At 41.4% G+C, this 20,303-nt stretch carries 16 protein-coding genes and 1 pseudogene; 6 read left to right on the top strand and 11 right to left on the bottom strand.

The window, feature by feature from the left end; translation table 11 throughout:
- The first annotated feature begins 23 nt into the window (after positions 1 to 23).
- A complete protein-coding gene (locus tag ACJ9PY_RS06145; RefSeq protein WP_082196697.1) occupies positions 24 to 155 on the top strand; it encodes a DUF3941 domain-containing protein in 132 nt (43 codons plus the stop codon).
- 104 nt (positions 156 to 259) lie between these two features.
- Entirely contained in the window at positions 260 to 751 is a 492-nt protein-coding gene (locus ACJ9PY_RS06140; protein ID WP_034314577.1) for a YajQ family cyclic di-GMP-binding protein, read from the top strand.
- 192 nt (positions 752 to 943) lie between these two features.
- Here the strand turns inward: ACJ9PY_RS06140 and ACJ9PY_RS06135 are convergent, their stop codons facing one another.
- Together ACJ9PY_RS06135 and ACJ9PY_RS06130 are read right to left on the bottom strand one after the other, a co-directional pair.
- Positions 944 to 1,135 (bottom strand): hypothetical protein, encoded by a 192-nt coding sequence (locus ACJ9PY_RS06135; protein WP_101226107.1) that lies wholly within the window; start codon positions 1,133 to 1,135, stop codon positions 944 to 946.
- A 92-nt stretch (positions 1,136 to 1,227) separates the two neighbouring features.
- Positions 1,228 to 2,175: an IS110 family transposase gene (locus tag ACJ9PY_RS06130; RefSeq protein ID WP_231892157.1), complete on the bottom strand. Its 948-nt coding sequence runs from the start codon at positions 2,173 to 2,175 to the stop codon at positions 1,228 to 1,230.
- A gap of 433 nt (positions 2,176 to 2,608) precedes the next feature.
- Here ACJ9PY_RS06130 and ACJ9PY_RS06125 point away from each other — a divergent pair, with 433 nt between their 5' ends.
- A complete protein-coding gene (locus ACJ9PY_RS06125) occupies positions 2,609 to 3,484 on the top strand; it encodes an SDR family oxidoreductase (RefSeq protein WP_411739660.1) in 876 nt (291 codons plus the stop codon).
- 121 nt (positions 3,485 to 3,605) lie between these two features.
- Positions 3,606 to 4,381: pseudogene (locus ACJ9PY_RS06120) on the top strand (MBL fold metallo-hydrolase).
- A gap of 37 nt (positions 4,382 to 4,418) precedes the next feature.
- On the opposite strand, the gene ACJ9PY_RS06115 reads toward ACJ9PY_RS06120, so the two are convergent.
- From ACJ9PY_RS06115 to ACJ9PY_RS06100, 4 genes are all read right to left on the bottom strand, one after another.
- Positions 4,419 to 5,462: a LacI family DNA-binding transcriptional regulator gene (locus ACJ9PY_RS06115; protein WP_063577081.1), complete on the bottom strand. Its 1,044-nt coding sequence runs from the start codon at positions 5,460 to 5,462 to the stop codon at positions 4,419 to 4,421.
- A gap of 328 nt (positions 5,463 to 5,790) precedes the next feature.
- Positions 5,791 to 7,440 carry a glycoside hydrolase family 13 protein gene (locus ACJ9PY_RS06110; RefSeq protein ID WP_411739659.1) on the bottom strand — a complete coding sequence of 550 codons (1,650 nt, stop codon included), beginning with the start codon at positions 7,438 to 7,440 and terminating at the stop codon, positions 5,791 to 5,793.
- Between the two features lie 79 nt (positions 7,441 to 7,519).
- The gene (locus tag ACJ9PY_RS06105; protein ID WP_411739658.1) at positions 7,520 to 9,055 is read right to left on the bottom strand and encodes an alpha-amylase family glycosyl hydrolase; all 1,536 of its coding nucleotides are present in this window, start codon (positions 9,053 to 9,055) and stop codon (positions 7,520 to 7,522) included.
- A gap of 150 nt (positions 9,056 to 9,205) precedes the next feature.
- On the bottom strand, positions 9,206 to 10,468 hold the full coding sequence (locus ACJ9PY_RS06100) for an extracellular solute-binding protein (protein ID WP_411739657.1): 1,263 nt from the start codon (positions 10,466 to 10,468) through the stop codon (positions 9,206 to 9,208).
- 355 nt (positions 10,469 to 10,823) lie between these two features.
- Between ACJ9PY_RS06100 and ACJ9PY_RS06095 the strand changes: the two genes are divergently transcribed.
- Positions 10,824 to 12,575, top strand: a complete 1,752-nt coding sequence (locus ACJ9PY_RS06095; RefSeq protein WP_411739656.1) for a glycoside hydrolase family 13 protein — start codon at positions 10,824 to 10,826, stop codon at positions 12,573 to 12,575.
- Between the two features lie 44 nt (positions 12,576 to 12,619).
- Here ACJ9PY_RS06095 and asnB read toward each other — a convergent pair whose 3' ends face one another.
- Complete coding sequence (asnB, locus tag ACJ9PY_RS06090) at positions 12,620 to 14,467, bottom strand: asparagine synthase (glutamine-hydrolyzing) (RefSeq protein ID WP_057275829.1); 1,848 nt, start codon at positions 14,465 to 14,467, stop codon at positions 12,620 to 12,622.
- A 284-nt stretch (positions 14,468 to 14,751) separates the two neighbouring features.
- Between asnB and ACJ9PY_RS06085 the strand changes: the two genes are divergently transcribed.
- Entirely contained in the window at positions 14,752 to 15,318 is a 567-nt protein-coding gene (locus ACJ9PY_RS06085) for a DUF2777 domain-containing protein (protein WP_020018810.1), read from the top strand.
- A 57-nt stretch (positions 15,319 to 15,375) separates the two neighbouring features.
- On the opposite strand, the gene ACJ9PY_RS06080 is transcribed toward ACJ9PY_RS06085, so the two are convergent.
- The 4 genes from ACJ9PY_RS06080 to ACJ9PY_RS06065 all read right to left on the bottom strand — a co-directional run bounded on the left by ACJ9PY_RS06080 (position 15,376) and on the right by ACJ9PY_RS06065 (position 20,241).
- Positions 15,376 to 15,717 (bottom strand): YisL family protein, encoded by a 342-nt coding sequence (locus ACJ9PY_RS06080; protein WP_048686864.1) that lies wholly within the window; start codon positions 15,715 to 15,717, stop codon positions 15,376 to 15,378.
- Positions 15,718 to 15,850: 133 nt separating this feature from the next.
- A complete protein-coding gene (locus ACJ9PY_RS06075; protein WP_098864166.1) occupies positions 15,851 to 17,032 on the bottom strand; it encodes a DUF418 domain-containing protein in 1,182 nt (393 codons plus the stop codon).
- Positions 17,033 to 17,072: 40 nt separating this feature from the next.
- On the bottom strand, positions 17,073 to 18,347 hold the full coding sequence (locus ACJ9PY_RS06070; protein ID WP_411739655.1) for an MFS transporter: 1,275 nt from the start codon (positions 18,345 to 18,347) through the stop codon (positions 17,073 to 17,075).
- Positions 18,348 to 18,648: 301 nt separating this feature from the next.
- The gene (locus ACJ9PY_RS06065; RefSeq protein WP_411739654.1) at positions 18,649 to 20,241 is read right to left on the bottom strand and encodes a long-chain-fatty-acid--CoA ligase; all 1,593 of its coding nucleotides are present in this window, start codon (positions 20,239 to 20,241) and stop codon (positions 18,649 to 18,651) included.
- Between the last annotated feature and the right edge of the window lie 62 nt (positions 20,242 to 20,303).

Below are 20,303 nucleotides of genomic sequence, written 5' to 3'. Positions count from 1 at the left end.
GATAATGGAAGGGAGTTTTCACTATGTCCAAAACAACCGATGACAATAAAAGGCCAAAAGATAACCAAGCGAGAAATGCTGAAAAAAATATCGCTTATCAGGAAAACCTTACTGCAGGTAAGCACTCCTATTCAAAGAAAACGGACCATAAATGAAGCGCGGGGCTTGTCCCCTCGCTTTTTTAATTATCGTTTAGATAGTTGTCTTCCTATCATACTTTCTCTATAATAAAGGAAATAAACCCTGCTGGAGGTAAGTGATGGCAAAGGAAAATTCATTTGATATTGTTTCGAAAGTAGACTTTTCAGAGGTAACGAATGCAGTTACCATGGCTATGAAGGAAATACAGACACGATATGATTTTAAAGGGAGCATAAGCAGCATCACCATTGATAAAGAAGACTTGGTTTTGGTATCCGACGATGAATATAAGCTCGAACAGCTGAAGGATGTTCTCATCAGTAAACTCATTAAACGTGACGTACCCGTTAAGAACCTGGATTATGGAAAATTGGAAGGAGCTTCTGGCGGGACCGTTCGCCAACGGGCCAAGTTAATTCAAGGCATCGATAAGGAGCAAGCAAAAAAGATCAATACCATCATTAAAAACAGCGGCCTTAAAGTGAAAAGCCAGATCCAGGATGATCAAATCCGGGTTACCGGTAAGAACCGGGATGATTTACAAGGAATCATTTCCGCGATTCGGGGCGCTGATCTGTCCATTGATGTACAATTCTTAAATTACCGCTAATTATGAAGGTAATTATGAAGGCCTCACCTGCTTTGGGTGGGCCTTTTTTCATTTGTTTCAACTGCCCCCATCAGCGCTCATCCTCCTCTTTTTTGTATGAAAACACAATAGTAAAAAAGCCATGCTAAAATAAACCCTCCATATTCTCATTTTTTTGATGGGGGTAAATGTACTATGTTGTTATTTAACTGGTTATGCAGTTTGTTGTTCAGATGGAGCGATTGTATAGCCTTTCTTTTTTAGGTATTCGATCATTTTTAATTCTTTGTTATTTTGTTTTTCTTCAAGGTAATTTGAGCCTAGTTCATGATAAGGTTCTCCTGTTTTTAAGATGTTGTAAGTAATCGTTAATAGTAAATGGGCAGATGCGATTCGTCCCTTCATTTTCCCCTGTCGTTTAGTAATCCTTTTTCGATGTGAAGCAATTCGATTATTTTGCCTTGATGTTGCTAATACACATTCTACGGCCATTGTTTTTAAAGCTTTATTTCCTTGTGTGGTTTTACTCGTTTTTTTTTACCAGCACTTTCGTAATTTCCAGGACTCACACCAGCCCAAGAGGCAAGATGTTTAGCTGACTTAAATACGGACATATCAACACCCATCTCCGCAATAAAAGTGGCTGCGGCAGCTTTGTTCACACCAGGTATACCATCCAATAATTCTACTTCCTTACGATAGGGGGACAGGAGTTGATCGATTTGTTTTTCCAATTCTTCTATGGTTTGTTCTAAATAACCCATATGATCCCAATGGTAACGCAACATATCACGATGATGACGGCGAATACGACCATTAATTGCACTGGCAATGTCAGTTATACTTGCTTTTGTTCGCCAATCCACCATTTTTCGAAGACCATCGGTCTCTATTTTTTCACCATTTAGAATCGCTTCAAGGATACGACGTCCCGATAAACCAAAAATGTCTGATAGAACGGATGTTAGCTTGATATTAGCATCTTGAAGGATTTTGTGAATGCGATTCTGCTCTGATGTGCGATGATGAATCAATTTTTTTCGATAACGAGTAAGATCTCGTAAATCACGAATATCCTCTGGTGGGACAAAATTGTTTTCAATAAGTCCGCATCTTAGAAGCTTGGCAAGCCATTCGGCATCTTTCACATCAGTTTTACGCCCTGGAACATTTTTGACATGTCTGGCATTGGCAAGAACAAGGTGAAAAGAACCTTCGAGTATATTCCATATTGGTTTCCAGTAGACTCCGGTACTTTCCATCACAACATCGGATACCTGAAGGGTAGCGAGCCAATCACTTAAAGCCAAGAGTCCCGTTGTTGTAGTTGAAAAAGTTTCAATAGAGGTCTTTGGCTTTTTATCTAATGGACCAAATAATACACAGGCTACTACTGTTTCTTGGTGTACATCTAGGCCAGCACACCGTTCAATCATTGCTTCCATAGGAGAAATCACCTCAAAAAAGATTAACAATACATATGACAGGGGATTTGTTACAAAAATTTTTGTATACGTACTAGCAGTACACTAAATGGTTCTTCCATACTGTCACAACCAGTTTCTTATACAGGGTATCTTCCTTAAGATCCACCAAAAAAAGTTCAGCCTGGTTGTATTGTTATTTTCCATTATTGTCAAGGGGTTAATGGGTTAGACTCTATTTTGAGTTTAGATTTTCGTAGTAGATGGTGGCGGCGAGGAGCGCCGCCATAGGAGTTTCTTATGAATCGCCTTCATGGAACATGGAAAGACTAGTCATGTTCCCTTCAGTTAAAACACATAAACCGAATTTTTATGGGTATTTTTTCCATGTTTTCTTTTTCCTAAAAGAAGGAATAGAAAAAGCGTAGATCATTAAATGGGAGGCGTTTATATCTTGACTACTCAAAACCAAAATCAGAAAAAACAAGGATTTCCACCACAACATCAGCAGCATCAACCTGGATTGGAAACAAAAATGGAACCGAACCCTGATTCAGTTAATGCTGCCTACAAAGGAAGCGGCAAATTAAAAGGTAAAACGGCAATCATAACGGGAGGGGACAGCGGAATCGGAAAATCAGTTGCCATTTACTACGCTAAAGAAGGAGCGAATGTGACAGTTGCATACTTGGATGAACACGAGGATGCCAAAGCGACAAAAGAATTGATCGAAAAAGAAGGCCAGAAATGTTTACTCATTTCCGGTGATATCGGTGATGAAGCCTTCTGCCAGGAAGTCGTCAAAAAAACGGTTGATGAATTTGGCGGTTTGGACATTCTAGTCAACAACGCCGGAGAACAGCATGTGCAGACAAGTATCCTGGACATTTCAGCTGAACAATTGGAAAAAACGTTCCGCACGAATATTTTCTCGATGTTCCACTTAACTAAAGCTGCATTGAAGCACCTGAAAAAAGGAAGCAGCATCATTAATACAACCTCTATCACAGCCTATCAGGGCAACCCAAAACTAATCGATTACTCTTCAACTAAAGGTGCAATACTTGCATTTACAAGAGCCCTGTCGAACTCCATTTCAAAAGATGGCATCAGAGTGAACGGTGTGGCTCCAGGCCCGATTTGGACACCGCTGATTCCTGCCTCATTTGGCGAAGAGGATGTTGCCAAATTCGGACAGGATACTCCAATGGGCCGTGCAGGTCAGCCTGAGGAATTGGCACCAGCCTATGTATATTTGGCAAGTGATGATTCATCCTATGTCAGCGGACAAGTCATCCATGTAAACGGCGGGACCGTTGTTAACGGATAAGGCCTTACCTTTTTTCCAAAAGCAGTGGATTTCATAAATTGAAATCCACTGCTTTTACTCTTTCAGGCAGGATATTTCCGGATAACGCGGAATATATGACTGGGAAGGAGTGGAGTCATTTTTGAAAAATATTGTAGATCCATGGTTCACCGTTCAGGGATTGGACTCAAAAACGTTTGCAATCAGTGAATATGGTCATTGGGAGAAAGTTCATTCCTTTTTATTACTTGGTGAGACCCGGGCTGCGTTAATCGACACAGGATTAGGCATCGATTCGATTAAGCGGATTACAGACCAGCTTACCGACCTTCCGATCATCGTTCTGACCACACACGTTCATGCGGATCATATTGGCGGTCACGGTGATTATGAAACGATTTATGTTCATGGTGATGATGCCAATTGGCTGATTAACGGCATTGAAGGTTTGCCCTTGGAACAATGGCCCGGGATATCACATTACCCATACCCGATTCATTCAATCCTGATACATACAAGCCATACCAGGGGTACCCCGATAGACTTTTATCGGACGGGGACACGATTGATCTTGGAAACCGAAGTTTAAGCATTTATCATACACCTGGTCATTCGCCTGGCCACATTTCAATTTTGGATGATGAAACAGGTTATTTATTTACTGGCGACCTGCTTTATTCAGATACTCCCGTTTATGCCTTTTATTCCTCGACAAGCCCTGAAGACCTTGTTAATTCGTTAGAAAAAATCGCAAAGATCAAGGCAGTCTCCAAAATCTATGGCGGTCACAACCAACTTGGCCTCGAACCAAAGATCCTTGAAGAAGTCCTTGCAGCCATTCAATATCTTAAAGAGAATCATTTGGTCAGACACGGAACGGGTGTACATGCATTCAAAAGTTTCAGTGTACATTTCTAGATAAAAAAGGCATTGCTTTTACGCAATGCCCTCTCGTTCAAAAAGTCATGGCCATTGCACCTTGCTTGATCGATCTGCAGGAATGCCTTTCCACGAAATGATGTGGAATGATGGTCCCGGCAGGAGCATCTCCAGTCTGCAGCATATGAATGATGCCCTTAGCGGCCTGATATCCCAAATCAAAAATATTAATATCTACGGAGGTCAGAGCTGGTAATGACAGTTCAGAGAAAAGAACGTTATTGAAGCTGACGATAGACATTTCTTCAGGAGTGCGCACGCCCATTTCGCGAAGTGAATGCACGATGCCAAGTGCCATGAGATCATCACTGACCACCAAAGCGGTAGGTGGTTCATCGATGGATAGTAACCTTTTTGCAGCGGCTTGTCCCCCTTCATGCAAAAAATCTTCATGCAGGGTATATTCCATCCTTCGATCGATTCCAGCCCTCTCCAATGCCCGTTCATATCCTGATAAGCGATCAATGGTCATCATGAGGGATTCATCACCTCCGATGAATCCAACCCTTTCATGTCCTAGCTTTATGAGGTAATCCGTTGCCTGTTCGGCAGCCAAGACATTATCGTTATCAACATATGTTATCTCCCCGATGTAATCATAGGGTTTCCCAATGATCACAAATGGAAAATCCCTTTCCCTCAAATAGGTCAGAATGTGATCGTTCATCCTTGAATACATCAGGATTATTCCATCCACCATCCCCCCCTGCACCATATTCACTACTCCTTCGTAGATTTCATCTTCTGTTTTTCCCGTGCTTAACAACAGGGAATAATGATTTTCCTGAGCCCCCTCACTTAGACCCTGGAGGATCGTAGGAAAAAAGGGATTTTGATAATAATCATTTGACGAACTTGGCATTACCAAGCCAATGATCCTGGTCGATTGATTGGCAAGACTACGTGCAATGAAGTTTGGATGGTATCCTAATTTCGTCATCGCCTTACGTACCCTTACCTTTGTTTTTTCACTTATCCGAGGATTATTTGCAATCACTCGAGAAACTGTTGAAGGAGCAACATTCGCTAGCTGTGCCACATCTTTTATTGTGATGGCCATGCATTTCCCCTCTCCTTTCTTAGCCTTTATTGACTTCATTTAAAAAAAGGTGAATACCAATAAACACTTCTCTAATATTCGTTTTATATTTATACATTTTGTATGTATTCATAATACACTCAGTTCAATAGTTATATCCATACTTTTTTTAATGTTTATTTAATTTTTCAGAAAATACTCACTTTTCCGTTTTTTAACCTAAGTTTAAAATTCAAAAAGAAGCTGATGGATGATCAGCTTCTTGAAAAACGACAGGTCTATTGGAAATTAAGAAGTCAGACGACTAACTACATAGGTTTTAGGCTAATTCCCAATCAAGTCCATAGAATCAATAACGATAAATCCTCGTTTCATATGGACGTAAATCAATAAGGGGGACCTCAGGACAATCCTCATAATTAGCCAGCAAGAGTTCCATTTCCCCCCAATAAGAAAGGTCGATTTGATGGTGATTCATACTATAGTTACATACTACCATAACTGAATTTTCATTCATACTTCTTGTATAAATATAAAGTTCAGGGTGATCTTCCCATAATAACTCATATTCCCCATAAACAAGGACCTGATGTTTTTTTCGAAGTTCAATCATCTTTTTATAAAAATGATAAATGGATGACGGGTCATTTTTCTGCTGTTCTACATTAATGGCGCGATAATTTGGATTAACCCTCATCCAAGGGGTTCCATGAGTGAATCCGCCATTTTCAAGCTCATTCCATTGCATCGGTGTTCGTGAGTTATCACGGCCGCTATGCCATATAATGTTCATGATCTCATCATGAGGCCGCCCTTTCGAGGTCTCTATCCTATAAAAGTTTTTCATTCCGACATCATCATAATCATCAATCGAATCAAATTGGACATTTGTCATGCCAATTTCCTGACCTTGATAAATAAAAGGTGTCCCTTGCATGAAAAAGTAAAGGGCCCCAATCATTTTTGCGCTTTCCAACCAATATTGATGATCATTTCCCCAGGTGGATACACTTCTCGGCTGGTCATGATTTTCAAAAAACAAAGCATTCCATCCTTTGTTTTTCAGCCCCTTTTGCCATTTCGTCATCGTTCGCTTTAACCCTTGAACATCAACAGCGTGATTCTGTCCCCTATTCCATAGACCAAGATGTTCAAATTGAAAGATCATATTGAACTTCCCATTCGATTCCCCGACCCATTCTTCCGCCTGCTCTATCCTGACGCCATTGGCCTCACCGACCGTCATGATATCATACTTAGAGAAAGTCTCTTCTTTCAACTCCTGAAGGTAATCCAGAATCCCGTCCTGATTCGTATGCATTTCAAAAGCAGGTACATACTGATGCCAATAAGGATTGGGCATATCCGGAAGGCCTTCACGCTTATGAATATGCGTGATCGCATCAATCCGGAAGCCATCGATTCCCTTATCGAGCCACCAATTGACCATTTCATATAATGCCTTTCGCACATCAGTGTTTTTCCAGTTTAAGTCCGGCTGCTTTTCGGCAAATAGATGTAAATAGTATTGATTGGTCCTTTCATCGAATTTCCAGGCACTTCCGGAAAAGATGCTTTCCCAATTATTAGGCTCACGGCCATCCTGACCATCCCTCCAAATATACCAATCCCGTTTCGGATTATCGCGGGAAGAACTTGATTCGACGAACCAGGGGTGCTCATCACTTGTATGATTCAAAACAAGGTCGAGTATCACCTTCATCCCACGCCCATGAACATCTTTCAATAACAGATCAATATCTTCGATTGAACCGAATTCATCGGAAATTGCTTGATAATCACTAATATCATAGCCATTATCCGCATTGGGCGATTTATAAAAAGGACAAATCCAAATGACATCTATCCCTAATTCCTGCAGATAGTCGAGCTTTGAAATCAAACCTTTTATGTCTCCGACCCCATCACCATTACTATCCATGAAACTGCGCGGGTAAATTTGATAGCAAACCGCTTCTTTCCACCAGGTCTTATTCATGCTGTAACCTCCCGATCCTGTTTTCCACAAAGCCTTAGGGACAATGTTTGGCGGCTACCGACAATCGAGAGGTATATGATTATTTTGGTTGATTCCGTTTTGAACGTTTAATAACCAAAGCAATGAATATACCAAAAATGAGAAGAACCAATCCTATGACTAACAGGTAAGGAATATTAATAATCGACTTAGGTGACAGCGTATAGACTTCTGTCGTCTCCCTGTCGATTACGATAGAGTAGCTGTTGTCCTTACTGCGGACCAGATCCCCATTCAGCATACCTCTCAACTCTTTATTACTTTCAAGTTCCTTATCAGCAAGGTTTATCGTTTGAGTTTCAGTCGTATTGTTCATGGCGACGACGATCGTTTCATCACCATACACACGCTTGAATACCGAAGCTCCGCCTTCTTCATATAAAAGCTCCATATCCCCTTTTACCAATGCTGGGTACATGTCTCTGAGATCAGAAAGCTTTGTTATATATTCCACCAATTCCTGTTCTGTCTTAAAATTCATCAACTTATGATTATCCGGGGCAATATCGCCATTTAAGGCAATTTCCGATCCATAAAATACGATAGGCACCCCTGGCATCGTATAAAGATACGACAGAGCCATTCTCCATCTGGAGCCTGGATTTTCGTTATGATCGGCTGCATCCTTTGTAAAACGGGGCATTTCCTGTGTGTCCATGAACAATGCCTGATGGGCATTGCCCCCTAATTCATCTTCGCTTTTTGCAAACGCATTAAAAACAGGACTCAATTCCTTATCGGGCGCAGCAAATGCTTCACGTAGCTCAGCATTCTGCGGATAAGCCATAAAAGCATCGATACCCGTCTCCTTGTAGCTTGAGATCAATTTCGCATCACCTTGAACATCGCCGATTGTATAGAAATTTGATTTTTCAGATTTGACTGCATCCACAAATTCCTTCCAAAAACCTTTTGCTACGTATTGGACTTTATTTATACGGTATCCATCAATATCGGTTTCCGTTATCCACCATTTGGCAGCATCAAGTAAATATTTCCTTGTTTCCTCATTATCTTGATTCAAATCGGGAAGACCATCAACCCACCCTGTTTCCAAATCCGTTTGGCTACCGTCCTTGGAAATCTTTTTTTCTTCATGGAACCAATCTTGTTTTTTTGGATCGGTCAGCCACGCGGATTCAGGCCCTACATTATTTGCTTGAAAATCAATGATCACCTTCATATCGCGTTTATGTGCCTCATTCACGAGTTTTTTAAACTCTTCCATTGTCCCATAGTGTTTATCCGTTTTATAAAAATCGGCCACCCAATCGCCATGATAACCATTTGCATCATTAGCGAAAATCGGTGAAAGGATGATAGCGGTATAACCCATATCTTTTAAATAATTCAGTTTCTTCGTGACACCTTCGAAATCCCCGCCATTAAACGTGGAAGGATCATTCACGTTCGCATCTCCATTATTTTGGGTATCCCCATCGAAAAATCTGTCGACCAATAATGAATATACGATTTCATCCTTCCAAGTTCGTTGTTCTTTTTCAGCTGCTCCTACTGGAATGGCGTAAAAAAGAAGCAACGGAATTAAAGCGAGTGATAACGCTCTTTTTCTCATATCCGTTCTCCTCCTAGCTATCTCTTTACGCCTTTAAGATTAGCCTTTTGACCCCTTAACGTCAAATCCAATTTATAAAAAACTTTACACTTAAGGGACAAACTGGGGATACTGGTTATGGTTACTGAATTGGAAAAGAGCCGAACACGGTTAACGTTCTTTTTTTATCTTCTTGACCGCTTTATCCAAAGCCCTTTTTGGTTTTGCTTTTTGAGTGGTCATTTCATCCATGGCTGAATTCATCGGTCCCCATACTTTATTCATTTCCGGAATATTCGGCACTGGTTCGGCGTATTGTAATTGTATGCTTAAGGCTTGTGCCCTTTCATTTTCTTTGATTGCGGCATTGTGTTTAATTGATTTATTAGGTGGGATTTCCCCTGTTAAATCAAAACGCTTCATTGCATTATCATCATTAGTCAAATATTCAACTAACTTCGTAGACCAATAAGGGTGTTTTGTGAATGCTGTTACATGCCAGCCTTTGATTTCCATGAACGTTTTCATTGGCTGACCATTGGGCAATTCTGGCATGGGGGCAATTCCTGTATCCTTTCGCTCGGTAAATGAGTTCCCGTCACTCATGATAGAAGCCAATTTACCTTGTAAAAACAACTTCTCGATTCCTGCCTTGCCGCCTTTAGGAATCAAACCCGCCCTATACCATTTTTGGATGTACCCAGCCCCTTTTATGGAACCCTTATTATTCAAACCAATGTCGGAAGGGTCTAACTTTCCATTCTTATCTTTAAATATATAACCTCCCATTCCAGCCATTACTCCATACGAATCATGGAAATCATTCCACTTGGCATAGTAACCATACAAGTTACGCTTTCTTAATTCCTTCGTCATTTTATAAAGGTCATTCATCGTCTCAGGAGCCTTAGCCATCAATTTTTTATTATAAATGAAGACGGAGGTGGTTACGGACTTTGGCAATCCAAAAACCTTATCTTGATACATCTCCCCCCTAATTGAAGGTTCAATGAATGCATTCAATACCTCATCTTTCACCTTCACTTCCTGAATTAAGCCTTCCTTCACGATTTGCCCGACCTTTTCATGGGAAAAAGTTACGACATCCGGTGCCTTTCCATTTCCGATTGGCCCATCTCGACGAAGTCGTTCATACATCCCGGTAGCCATTTCAACCCCTTCATGCTCAACTTTGATTCCATATTCTTTTTCAAAGGCTTCAATCACCGGCTTTAGGGCCTCCGCTTTACCTTCTTCCTCCCAAATGATCAATTTTTCCGGCTTCGCTTCATTGCTGGCTTCGTCTTCTTTTTTCTTATCTTCTTTCACTGCTTTATTTTTATTTTCTAAATCTGAACTGGATCCGCAAGCACTTACACTAACAATCAATAATATGGACATGAACAAATGAAAAATCAGCTTCTTCACTTTCATTCTCCTTTTTGCAATGTTTATTCTATCATGTCCAAAAGCACCAAATAATACTGTTTTTCAGTTCAGTACTTCAAATAAAGCCAATTGATGAAAGCGATACCAAAGCTATTGTTATCATTATATGAACGGCTTTGATTTTTACAACATTTTCCTTGGCGTATTTATTTCCTTGTAGTGATGAACAATTTTTGTTATTTTTTAGTTAATAAGTGCTTTTTTCAATTGAAATTGGGTATATAACCAAAATGAAAAAGCACTTTACCTGGCTTAGTACCACTTCATAGAGACCCTCCTCGTAACAGCCGGAAGTTTCCTTTTTCACAGTCCCAAAACTTATAGAATCGGAGTGGTTTTCATGGAATTTTCATCCATACACCATAGACCTAATGACAATTACGGCTATCCTATCAACACTGAAACCCTACATATCCGCTTACGTACGAAAAAACAAGATATCTCCTCAGTTGGATTGATTTTTGGGGATCCTTACATTTCAAATAATGGTCAATGGCAGTACGAGGAACTTCCCATGAGTCTGTCGGGCAGCGATACCCGTTATGATTATTGGCATATCTATGTGAAGCCTCCCTACCGAAGAATTCGATATGGGTTCAAGGTATCGGCAGAAGAAGAATGCTCCATTTACACGGAAAAGGGCTTCTTCAAAGAGCCTCCCCGAGATCCCGGATGCTATTTCGCGATTCCCTATCTCCATCAAAATGAAGTTTTCGGGGCACCGGAATGGGTCAAAGATACAATTTGGTACCAAATTTTCCCTGAACGATTCGCGAACGGAAACCCCGCCAACGACCCCGAAGGTGTGAAACCCTGGGGAAGTGAAGAACCGGCGGTGGATAATTTTTTTGGCGGGGACTTCGAAGGAATCATTGAACATTTGGATTACCTTGAGAATCTCGGCATCAACGGAATCTATTTCACGCCAATCTTCCATGCCTACTCCAATCATAAATACGATACGATTGATTATCGGAGTATCGATCCGCAATTCGGAACGAAGGAAACATTGAAAACACTAATAGCCGAATGCCATAAACGGAATATACGGGTCATGCTGGATGCCGTTTTTAACCATAGCGGCTACTATTTCCCCCCTTTCCAGGATTTACTCGAAAAAGGGGAGAAATCGAAATATAAGGATTGGTTCCACCCTCACAGCTTCCCTCTTAAGGGAGGGGAAAGGCCCAATTATGAAACATTCGGTTTCTTTGAATCGATGCCAAAATTGAATACGGCAAATCCGGAGGTGAAAGAATATCTGCTCGAAGTCTCGGCTTATTGGATCAAGGAGTTCGATATAGACGCCTGGCGGCTCGATGTCGCAAATGAAGTCGATCAGCCATTCTGGCGTGAATTTCGAACAACGGTGAAAAATATAAAGCCTGACCTTTATATTCTTGGGGAAATTTGGCATGACTCCATGCCATGGCTTCGCGGCGATCAGTTCGATGCCGTCATGAATTACCCTTTCACCAACCAAGTCTTTCGCCTGGTCGCCTCACAAACCATCAATGCACGCGAGTTCACTGAAGAAATGACAGCCATCTATAACAGTTATCCTACCAATGTTTTTGACGTGACATTCAACCTTCTTGGAAGCCATGATACACCGCGGATTTTCACGGATTGCGGGGAAAATCTAGCTAGAGCCAAGCTCATTCACGCAATCCTGCTTACATTCAATGGCAGCCCTTGTATTTATTATGGAGATGAAATCGGCTTAACCGGCGGCATGGATCCAGGATGCCGAAAATGCATGGTCTGGGAAGAAGAAAAACAAAACACCGAGCTACTCAATGAAATTAAGGCATTGATCCACTTGCGAAAAGAAGAACGGTTACTTGCCAATGACGGGGAGTTCAAATTCCTTGATACAGCCGGAAACGAAAATATCGTGGCTTACCAAAAGTATAATGAAAAACGTTCTGTCGTGATCCTCATCAATCCGACCGATGTCAAGCAATCCTTTACCCTTCCTGTTGATTTGAAAGGACGTACACTAACGGATTTAAGAACGAAGGAAACCACACAAGTTGGCAAATTTGAATTGGATGGTTATCAATATAAAATTCTCGCAATCAATCATTGAGGCAAATGGAAACGGGGCGTTGATAATCATCCGCCCCGTTTTTTTCACTCGATTATTTGGATATCATATTCTTTGAACCATACATGGGTCTGTGCCAAATGCGCGAGCAATTGTGGCCCTGACATCAATTGGCCGAACCATGGCACTTTAAAAGCCGCACCCTTGGAATCTACTATATCGGTTAGCTTCTGTTTATCGAAAAATTCATGCAGGATCGAATTATTATCCGTCAGTAAGTCTTTCAACCACGCCTGCACACTGTCTGTATATATAGGGTTATGAGTTTTGGGATATGGACTTTTTTTACGATACAATACTTCATCCGGTAATAACCCCTCCAAAGCCTTCCTAAGAATACCCTTTTCACGGTTGCCTTCCATTTTCATTTCCCAAGGAATGTTCCATGCATATTCAACAAGGCGATGATCGGCAAATGGCACGCGCACCTCTAGACTTGCCCCCATACTCATCCGATCCTTCCGGTCAAGGAGCGTCGTCATGAACCATAATAAATTCACATAGAAAAGCTCTCTCCGCTTTGCCGCTATACCGCTTTCCCCTTCCAATTTAGGCGTTTCGGCAAGGGTGGCCAAATAAGCTTCCTGGGCATATTCCTCCAGCTTCAATTTCTCGCGCCATCCCGTTTTCAATAAAGATACCCGTTCATCCGTAGATCTCATCCATGGAAAACCAGCACGATTCAAATCATCCTCACGGTGAAACCAAGGATAACCTCCAAAAATTTCGTCCGCACATTCGCCGGACAGGCCTACGACAAAATCCCGCTTGATTTCCTTACAAAACCAAAGTAAAGAAGAATCGACATCCGCCATGCCTGGGAGGTCCCTTACAAGGACAGCTTCCGTTAAATAATTTGTCAGCTGCTCTTGAGAGATGACCGATGAATGGTGAACCGTGTTAAAACTATCCGACATCTTTTTAATCCAATACCCATCGGAGTTTGGCTGAAAATCATTTGCCTTGAAATAACGCTCATTATCCTCATAATCAATGGAATACGTATGAAGCTGGCCTTTCCCTTCTTTTTGATAGGCATTTGCAGCAATGGCCGTAATTGCGCTTGAGTCAAGCCCTCCTGATAAGAAGGTACAAAGCGGAACATCAGATACAAGTTGCCGCGTCACTGCATCTTCGACAAGGAAGCGAACCCTCTCGGCCGTCTCATCAAGAGTATCCCGATGTTCTTCGCTTTTCACATTCCAATATCTCCAAATCCGGAGGCCTTTCCTTGATAAAGTAAGCGCATGGGCGGGCCTTAATTCCTGGATATCATGAAATACGCCTGAACCTGGCTTCCGGGATGGACCAACACCAAAAACTTCAGACAACCCTTCGCGGTCAATCTCCGTTTTAACATCCGGATGGGCCAGAATCGCCTTCAGCTCCGATCCGAAAATGAACCCGCCGTCCCTTTCCGCATAAAAGAATGGTTTTACCCCCATGCGATCTCTTCCGACGAATAATTTCTGTTCCTTTTCATCCCAAATCGCAAACGCAAAAATCCCATTGAACAAGTCAATGCATTTTTCTTTCCATTCTATATAAGAAGTTAGCAAAACTTCTGTATCAGAATGACCGTTAAAGGAATATCCTTTTAATAATAGCTGTTTACGAATATCCTCGGTGTTATATAGCTCACCATTATAACAAAGCGTATATCTGCCGTTTTCATGATTTTTCGTCATCGGCTGTTTTCCGCCTTCCGCATCGACAACCGTTAACCGTTTATGACCAAAGGCAACATGGGCTTCGCTCCAAACATTATCTTCGTCAGGCCCCCGCTTTGCCAACGTTTTTGTCATGTTTTCCAGCGTTTTCGTTTTTGTCCGTAAATCTTTTTGAAAATGCACCCAGCCTGTTATCCCACACATTTTACACTTCATCCTTTCTATCCGGACTATCAAAAATATATTGGCTCCCTGTCTTAAAAAGATTTACAGTCCCTAAGTATCGCTCAGCATCATTCCGTAGGGCCACCTGCCAACAACGCCCGGCGTCGTTAATGAATTGTTGAGCAAAGCATCCCGTGTTAAACATAGCCTATGCAAAGACGGAAAGATGGTTATTTGTCCATAATATTTTAAAATATACAGTTATATTTTCATTGGATTTTGACTAAAAAGTAGGTGAGGATTCCACTATTGGAGGTATATGTATGAGTCAGCAACAACGAACTAAGTTAATGAATAGGCAAACAAGAGCTTTTACCGAAGGAACAGTGGAAAATATCAATCAACAATGGATTTTTTTCGATGATGAAACAGATGAGGCCTGCTCCATTGAAGACCACGTTGACAGCATCATCGAAGTGTACAGGGGCGGGCGCTGGCAGCAAGGAGTTATTGAAGAAGAGGGAAAGATCCTGCTTCATCGGGAAATCACCTTCTTAAGGGAAAATGAGCCCATTCGGATACGCAAAAAACTGCTCTACTCTTTTGAACGTTTATTGGAAGAATTGAACGATGATTCCTTTTTCCAATTTGTAACGACATTGAATTCACTTGATTTTTCTATTTATGATTGTATATATAGCTATAACCAGCTCACTTTTTTAAGGGCCGTCCCAAACCAGTCCGGCGTGAATTTCTTCACCTTTGATAACGAGAGCCAAATTTGTCTCGTTCAGCACCATTTTTCTTACGGGAAAAAGGATCATGATCGTTTTGAATTCACCCTGAACACCGGAAAAAGGATCGTCATTGAGAAAGTGAATTCACAATAACGGGTAAAAGAAAACGGGTAAATGAGATTTCCTCATTTACCCGTCTTTAATTCTGTATTAAAAAAAGTCCATTCCTTGTGGCAGTGAAAGTCCTAAATAAAGGACGAATACAAGCGCTACGATGAACAATATCCACATGGCACCTGTACTTTTTCTTTTTTTCGTACGGACCAGCACCATTTCCATCGCCGCAATCACGATGATTCCAACAATCATTTTTACTGCGTAAGCACCAAAATCAGTGATCAGCATGCCGCCAGTAAGGAAAATCAATAGATAGAACAACCGTGTTATCATATGTAGCATTTTCGCTTTCGGGTTTGCACCTTTAAGCATCGAATATGTGACAAAGAAAAGAATGATTCCGATAACCCAAGCTGTAATATGCATATGTGTCATTTTTTTGCCCCCTCGTTCAGTTTCCATTTCATCATATCATAGGCTTTTACAAAAAAACAAAGCTAAGTATCCACCTGAATGGGTAAAACCAACAATTTAATGAACATCATTTACATTTCTTCTTAACTGGTCCCTACCTGCGCATGACCGGCTTTTTACCATACGTAAAAAAACGCCATATATATTCAACCGGTCCGTATTCATAAAGGCCCATCCACAATAAGGAAAGCAGGATTTGCAGGCAAAACAGGGCTATTAGAAAAACAAATCCTGTCGTATATGAGACTGATCCATATAAACCAAGGCCATATGAATAAAAAATGCCCGTACATACCATCGATTGGAACAAGTAATTGCTCATCGACATCCTTCCGATATACGAAAGCGGATGTAACAGGCGGGAAGCCCCTGCCCGTTCCGCCAAAAGCGTGATTGCCGTGATATAAAAAATCGTAAGTAACGGTCCTCCCAAATAATCCTGGACGAATATCGTTCCAAAATGGTATACCGTCACATATGGCAGCATCTTAATTGACATGCCCAATAGCAAGCTTACGATCGATATCGCTTTCAATTGTCGTTTATATTGGGTTGGATTTTGGAGAAAGCCTTGTTTTGCCACGCCTGCTCCCATTAAAAAAAACGGAAAAATCGATAAAAAAAGGATAATGGCATTTAATGGGTTGTTCACCATATACCAATCCAACGCCCTTTGACTCATCAGTTCCGTAAATGTACCAGATTGATAAACTTCCAAAGACTGTTTCATCATCGCCGAATCAGTCGTGATCGCCATCCCTTCACTATCAAAAGTGCCCATTATAAGAAATAGAGAACCTAATATTGCAAAAGGCAGGACATAACAAACCGAGCCAAGCAGAATTAAATTCCGCCCCTTCATCTTATAAAAAAACAAAAGTGCAAACCCAAATACAGCATAATTAATGAGGATGTCCCCATGCCAGATGAAGAAAGCATGAATACAGCCCAGTATCAGCAGGAAACTTAGCCTTTTGATATATAGTAACGGAAATGAAATACCCTTTTCTTCACTCCTTACTGCCAAAATGATTGCCCCGAAACCGAACAGAAAGGCAAATAACGGATAAAAGCTGGCCTGTGCGACTATATCACTGAATCTGTACAAAATCCCATCCCATCCTCCTGCCCACCGCTCTGCACCATCTATGTACAAGAGCGGGGAGTGGAAAGAAGGCATATTCACTAAAAATATCCCTAAAATGGCTAATCCACGTAAAATATCGATGCTTACGATCCGTTTACTTTCCTGCAATGGTACCATTGCGCCCTTCATAGGTACACCCTCTTTCATTCATACAGATTTAACATCTTTTCTATATCTCCATTGCATCACCTTTAACTTTCGTGACCGCTTTGTGCTTTTTTATCAATATGACAAACAAGCTGCCCAATAAGCAAAAGATTCCTGCAAGGAAGAATGCCCATGTATAGGAGTTGAATATTTTGAAGATAAGCCCTCCACCGTACGCCGCCACTGCTGCACCCACCTGATGGGCCGCGAATATCCACCCGTATACGATCCCGCTTTTCTCCATGCCAAATACTTGCCTTGAAATGCTTATGGTCGGAGGAACGGTCGCTATCCAATCCAAGCCATAGAAAACGGAAAAGATAATCAATAGACCGATAGAACCTTCATTTAATGCAAAAGGAAGTAATACGAGGGAAGCACCCCTTAAAGCATAATACCAAAACAACAGCCAACGGTTATCAAAACGATCTGATAGCCATCCGGATACAGTCGTACCAATCAAATCAAAGATTCCCATGAAAGATAGCAGAGATGCTGCCGTCACAACCGGTAAACCAAAACTAATGCAGTAAGAAATGAAATGTGTCCCGATCAACCCGCTCGTTGAAAGTCCGCATATAAAAAAGCTACCTGCCAATAACCAGAATTCCTTCACTCTCACTGCTTCAATCAACGACTGAAAAGCCATGGCGATGGGATTCTTATTTTGGACTGTAACAGTCTCCTGCTTTTCCTCTTCCAATCCATATGGAAGAGTCCCGACTTCCTTCGGATTGTTTTTCATGAATAAAAGGATGATTGCCAGCATGATCAAGCTAAGGACCAAAATTAATCCAATCGCCCATCTCCACGAATAACTCTCAATGATGATGGCTAAAACCGGAAGTAAAATGAGCTGGCCCGTGGCCGTACTTGCCGTCAGTATTCCGACCGCCAGCCCCCGCCTCTTCTCGAACCAACGATTTGCCACATATGGGCTCAATACCGTTAAAAACACTCCAGAACCCAATCCAATGATAATTCCCCAAATTAAAATGAGCTGCCACTCATGCTGCATGAAAAAAGTGAGGAGAATCCCTGCCAATAAAGTGGACATGGCCGATACCATCATTTTCTTCAATCCAAGCACTTCAATTAGTGCGGCCATGAATGGACCCGATAATCCATAAAGAAAAAGACTTATGGCAAAGGCTAAAGAAATGACGGACCGGTCCCACCCGAACTCATTTTCAAATGGTACGATGAATACTCCCGATGATGACCTAACGATTCCGGCTACAATAATCGAGAAGAATGTTATGATTAAAATGACCCAGCTATAATGAATACGTTTCAATGATCTCCCCCACAATCCAAAACTGTTAAAATCAACATAATGAAAAAGAAAAATTATAATAATTTGAAATATTTTATAATAGTAACACTTTATCGTTAAACAAGAAGCTTTTTTCAAAACAAATTCCAGTGTTCCTGATTGACCTTCCCTTATCCAACAATAGCTTGAGTTAGCGCCTTACATATCAGTGTCCACCTCGATCCTCCTTTCATCAGGATCGATATCTGCATAGCTTAATATGAAACCGAATTTAAACGGCAACAAAAAAATGCTGTTCATTTCTGAACAGCGTTAGCGAGCTTCAATTAACGAATCTGCCTGTTTTCCCCTTAGATTCCCAATAATCATTACGGAGATGGATTTTTTGTATTTTCCCCGATGCCGTTTTTGGAAGCTCATCGACGAACGACACACTGGTAACTGATTTAAAATGAGCTAATTTTTCCCGTGTGAAGGCCTTTATATCATCCACCGTTAATTCCACGCCCATTTTTGGCACGATGAAGGCATGCGGTGTCTCTCCCCACTTTTCATGCGGAACGGCAATGACCGCCGCTTCAAGAATGTCCGGATGTTCGTAGAGTATTCCTTCCACTTCTATTGAAGAGATATTTTCTCCGCCACTAATGATTATATCCTTTTTGCGGTCTACTATATCCACGTTCCCGTTTTCATCGATTGTGGCCATATCCCCTGTATGCAGCCATCCATTTATCAGTGTCTGGCTGGTCGCTTCTTCATTTTTCCAATAACCTAACATCACTCCATGGCTGCGGACGATAAGCTCGCCGATATCCACGCCATCATGGGCAACTTCCTCACCATCTTCATGGATAACCTTTACCTCACTGCCTATGATGGGATATCCGGCTTTCGCCTTCATTCTGTATTTTTCTTTTTCCGGAAGATCATCGAATTCAGAACGAATCAGCGATATCAGACTGACAGGTGTTGATTCTGTCATTCCGTAAATTTGAATGAACTCCCAGCCTAACTCTTTTTCCACCCTTGTAACGAATGCAGGAGGCGGAGCGGAGCCTGCAACGACGATTCGGATATCCTGCTCGATATACGGAACATTCCGTTCATGATATTGGAACAGTGAATTCAGAACCGTCGGTGCCATATGCATGATTGAAACCTTATGCTTTTGCAGTGCATCAAATATCATTTCTGGGCTGGTTTTCCTCAAACAAACTTGAGTGGCACCATTTGCCGTATAATAAAATGGCGCCCCCCACCCATTCACGTGGAACATCGGCAGTACGTGCAAATATGTATCGCGGTCATTGACCCTGAAATGATGCATCGCACCCAGGGCATGTAAATAGTTGTTGCGGTGAGTCAGCATCACCCCTTTGGGATTTCCTGTGGTCCCGCTCGTATAAAGAAGGCTCGAAACATCATTTTCATCCACTGACTCCCGGTTAAAACACTTGTTATCATAACGTTCCAGCCAATGGCTGTAATCGGTTTCATTTATCTCCTCATCCTTATAATGAACGATTATGTGCTCCACCGATTCAAGTTCGTCCTTGACAGGGGAAATTAGATGATACAATTCCTGATCTACGAAAAGGACCTTGGACTCGCTATGGTTCAAAATGAAAACATAATCTGCAGGCTTTAAACGAATATTCAAGGGAACGATTACAGCACCAAGTTGAAATACCCCATAAAAGCCTTCAAGCATTTCAATTGAGTTAGGTGCCAAATATGCCACCTTATCACCCTTTTTGACACCGATATCCCTTAAGCCATTTGAAAGCTGGTTTACACGGCCATTCAGCTCTAAGTATGTTAAAACCTTGTCATCTCCAATGATGGCTTTCTTATCTCCATATAGTAAGGCTGCTCGATCTAAGAAATGCGATAATACTAATGGTACATTCATTTCCTCACCTCTATTTTTATTTGAAAATTCTGAATTAGCATTATATTACCATATCTGTTACC

This window comes from Peribacillus sp. S4 (assembly GCF_046715815.1).
Taxonomy (GTDB): domain Bacteria; phylum Bacillota; class Bacilli; order Bacillales; family DSM-1321; genus Peribacillus; species Peribacillus frigoritolerans.
The sequence above is the reverse complement of the archived record's forward strand: the minus strand, read 5'-3'. Positions and strand labels throughout refer to the sequence as shown.

Coding starts and splice junctions, on each gene's coding strand:
- ACJ9PY_RS06145 (WP_082196697.1), top strand. CDS start 24: ATGTCCAAAACAACCGATGACAATAAAAGGCCAAAAGATAACCAAGCG.
- ACJ9PY_RS06140 (WP_034314577.1), top strand. CDS start 260: ATGGCAAAGGAAAATTCATTTGATATTGTTTCGAAAGTAGACTTTTCA.
- ACJ9PY_RS06135 (WP_101226107.1), bottom strand. CDS start 1,135: ATGAAGGGACGAATCGCATCTGCCCATTTACTATTAACGATTACTTAC.
- ACJ9PY_RS06130 (WP_231892157.1), bottom strand. CDS start 2,175: ATGGAAGCAATGATTGAACGGTGTGCTGGCCTAGATGTACACCAAGAA.
- ACJ9PY_RS06115 (WP_063577081.1), bottom strand. CDS start 5,462: ATGGCCATCACAATAAAAGATGTGGCACAGCTAGCGAATGTTGCTCCT.
- ACJ9PY_RS06110 (WP_411739659.1), bottom strand. CDS start 7,440: ATGAATAAGACCTGGTGGAAAGAAGCGGTTTGCTATCAAATTTACCCG.
- ACJ9PY_RS06105 (WP_411739658.1), bottom strand. CDS start 9,055: ATGAGAAAAAGAGCGTTATCACTCGCTTTAATTCCGTTGCTTCTTTTT.
- ACJ9PY_RS06100 (WP_411739657.1), bottom strand. CDS start 10,468: ATGAAAGTGAAGAAGCTGATTTTTCATTTGTTCATGTCCATATTATTG.
- ACJ9PY_RS06095 (WP_411739656.1), top strand. CDS start 10,824: ATGGAATTTTCATCCATACACCATAGACCTAATGACAATTACGGCTAT.
- asnB (WP_057275829.1), bottom strand. CDS start 14,467: ATGTGTGGGATAACAGGCTGGGTGCATTTTCAAAAAGATTTACGGACA.
- ACJ9PY_RS06085 (WP_020018810.1), top strand. CDS start 14,752: ATGAGTCAGCAACAACGAACTAAGTTAATGAATAGGCAAACAAGAGCT.
- ACJ9PY_RS06080 (WP_048686864.1), bottom strand. CDS start 15,717: ATGACACATATGCATATTACAGCTTGGGTTATCGGAATCATTCTTTTC.
- ACJ9PY_RS06075 (WP_098864166.1), bottom strand. CDS start 17,032: ATGAAGGGCGCAATGGTACCATTGCAGGAAAGTAAACGGATCGTAAGC.
- ACJ9PY_RS06065 (WP_411739654.1), bottom strand. CDS start 20,241: ATGAATGTACCATTAGTATTATCGCATTTCTTAGATCGAGCAGCCTTA.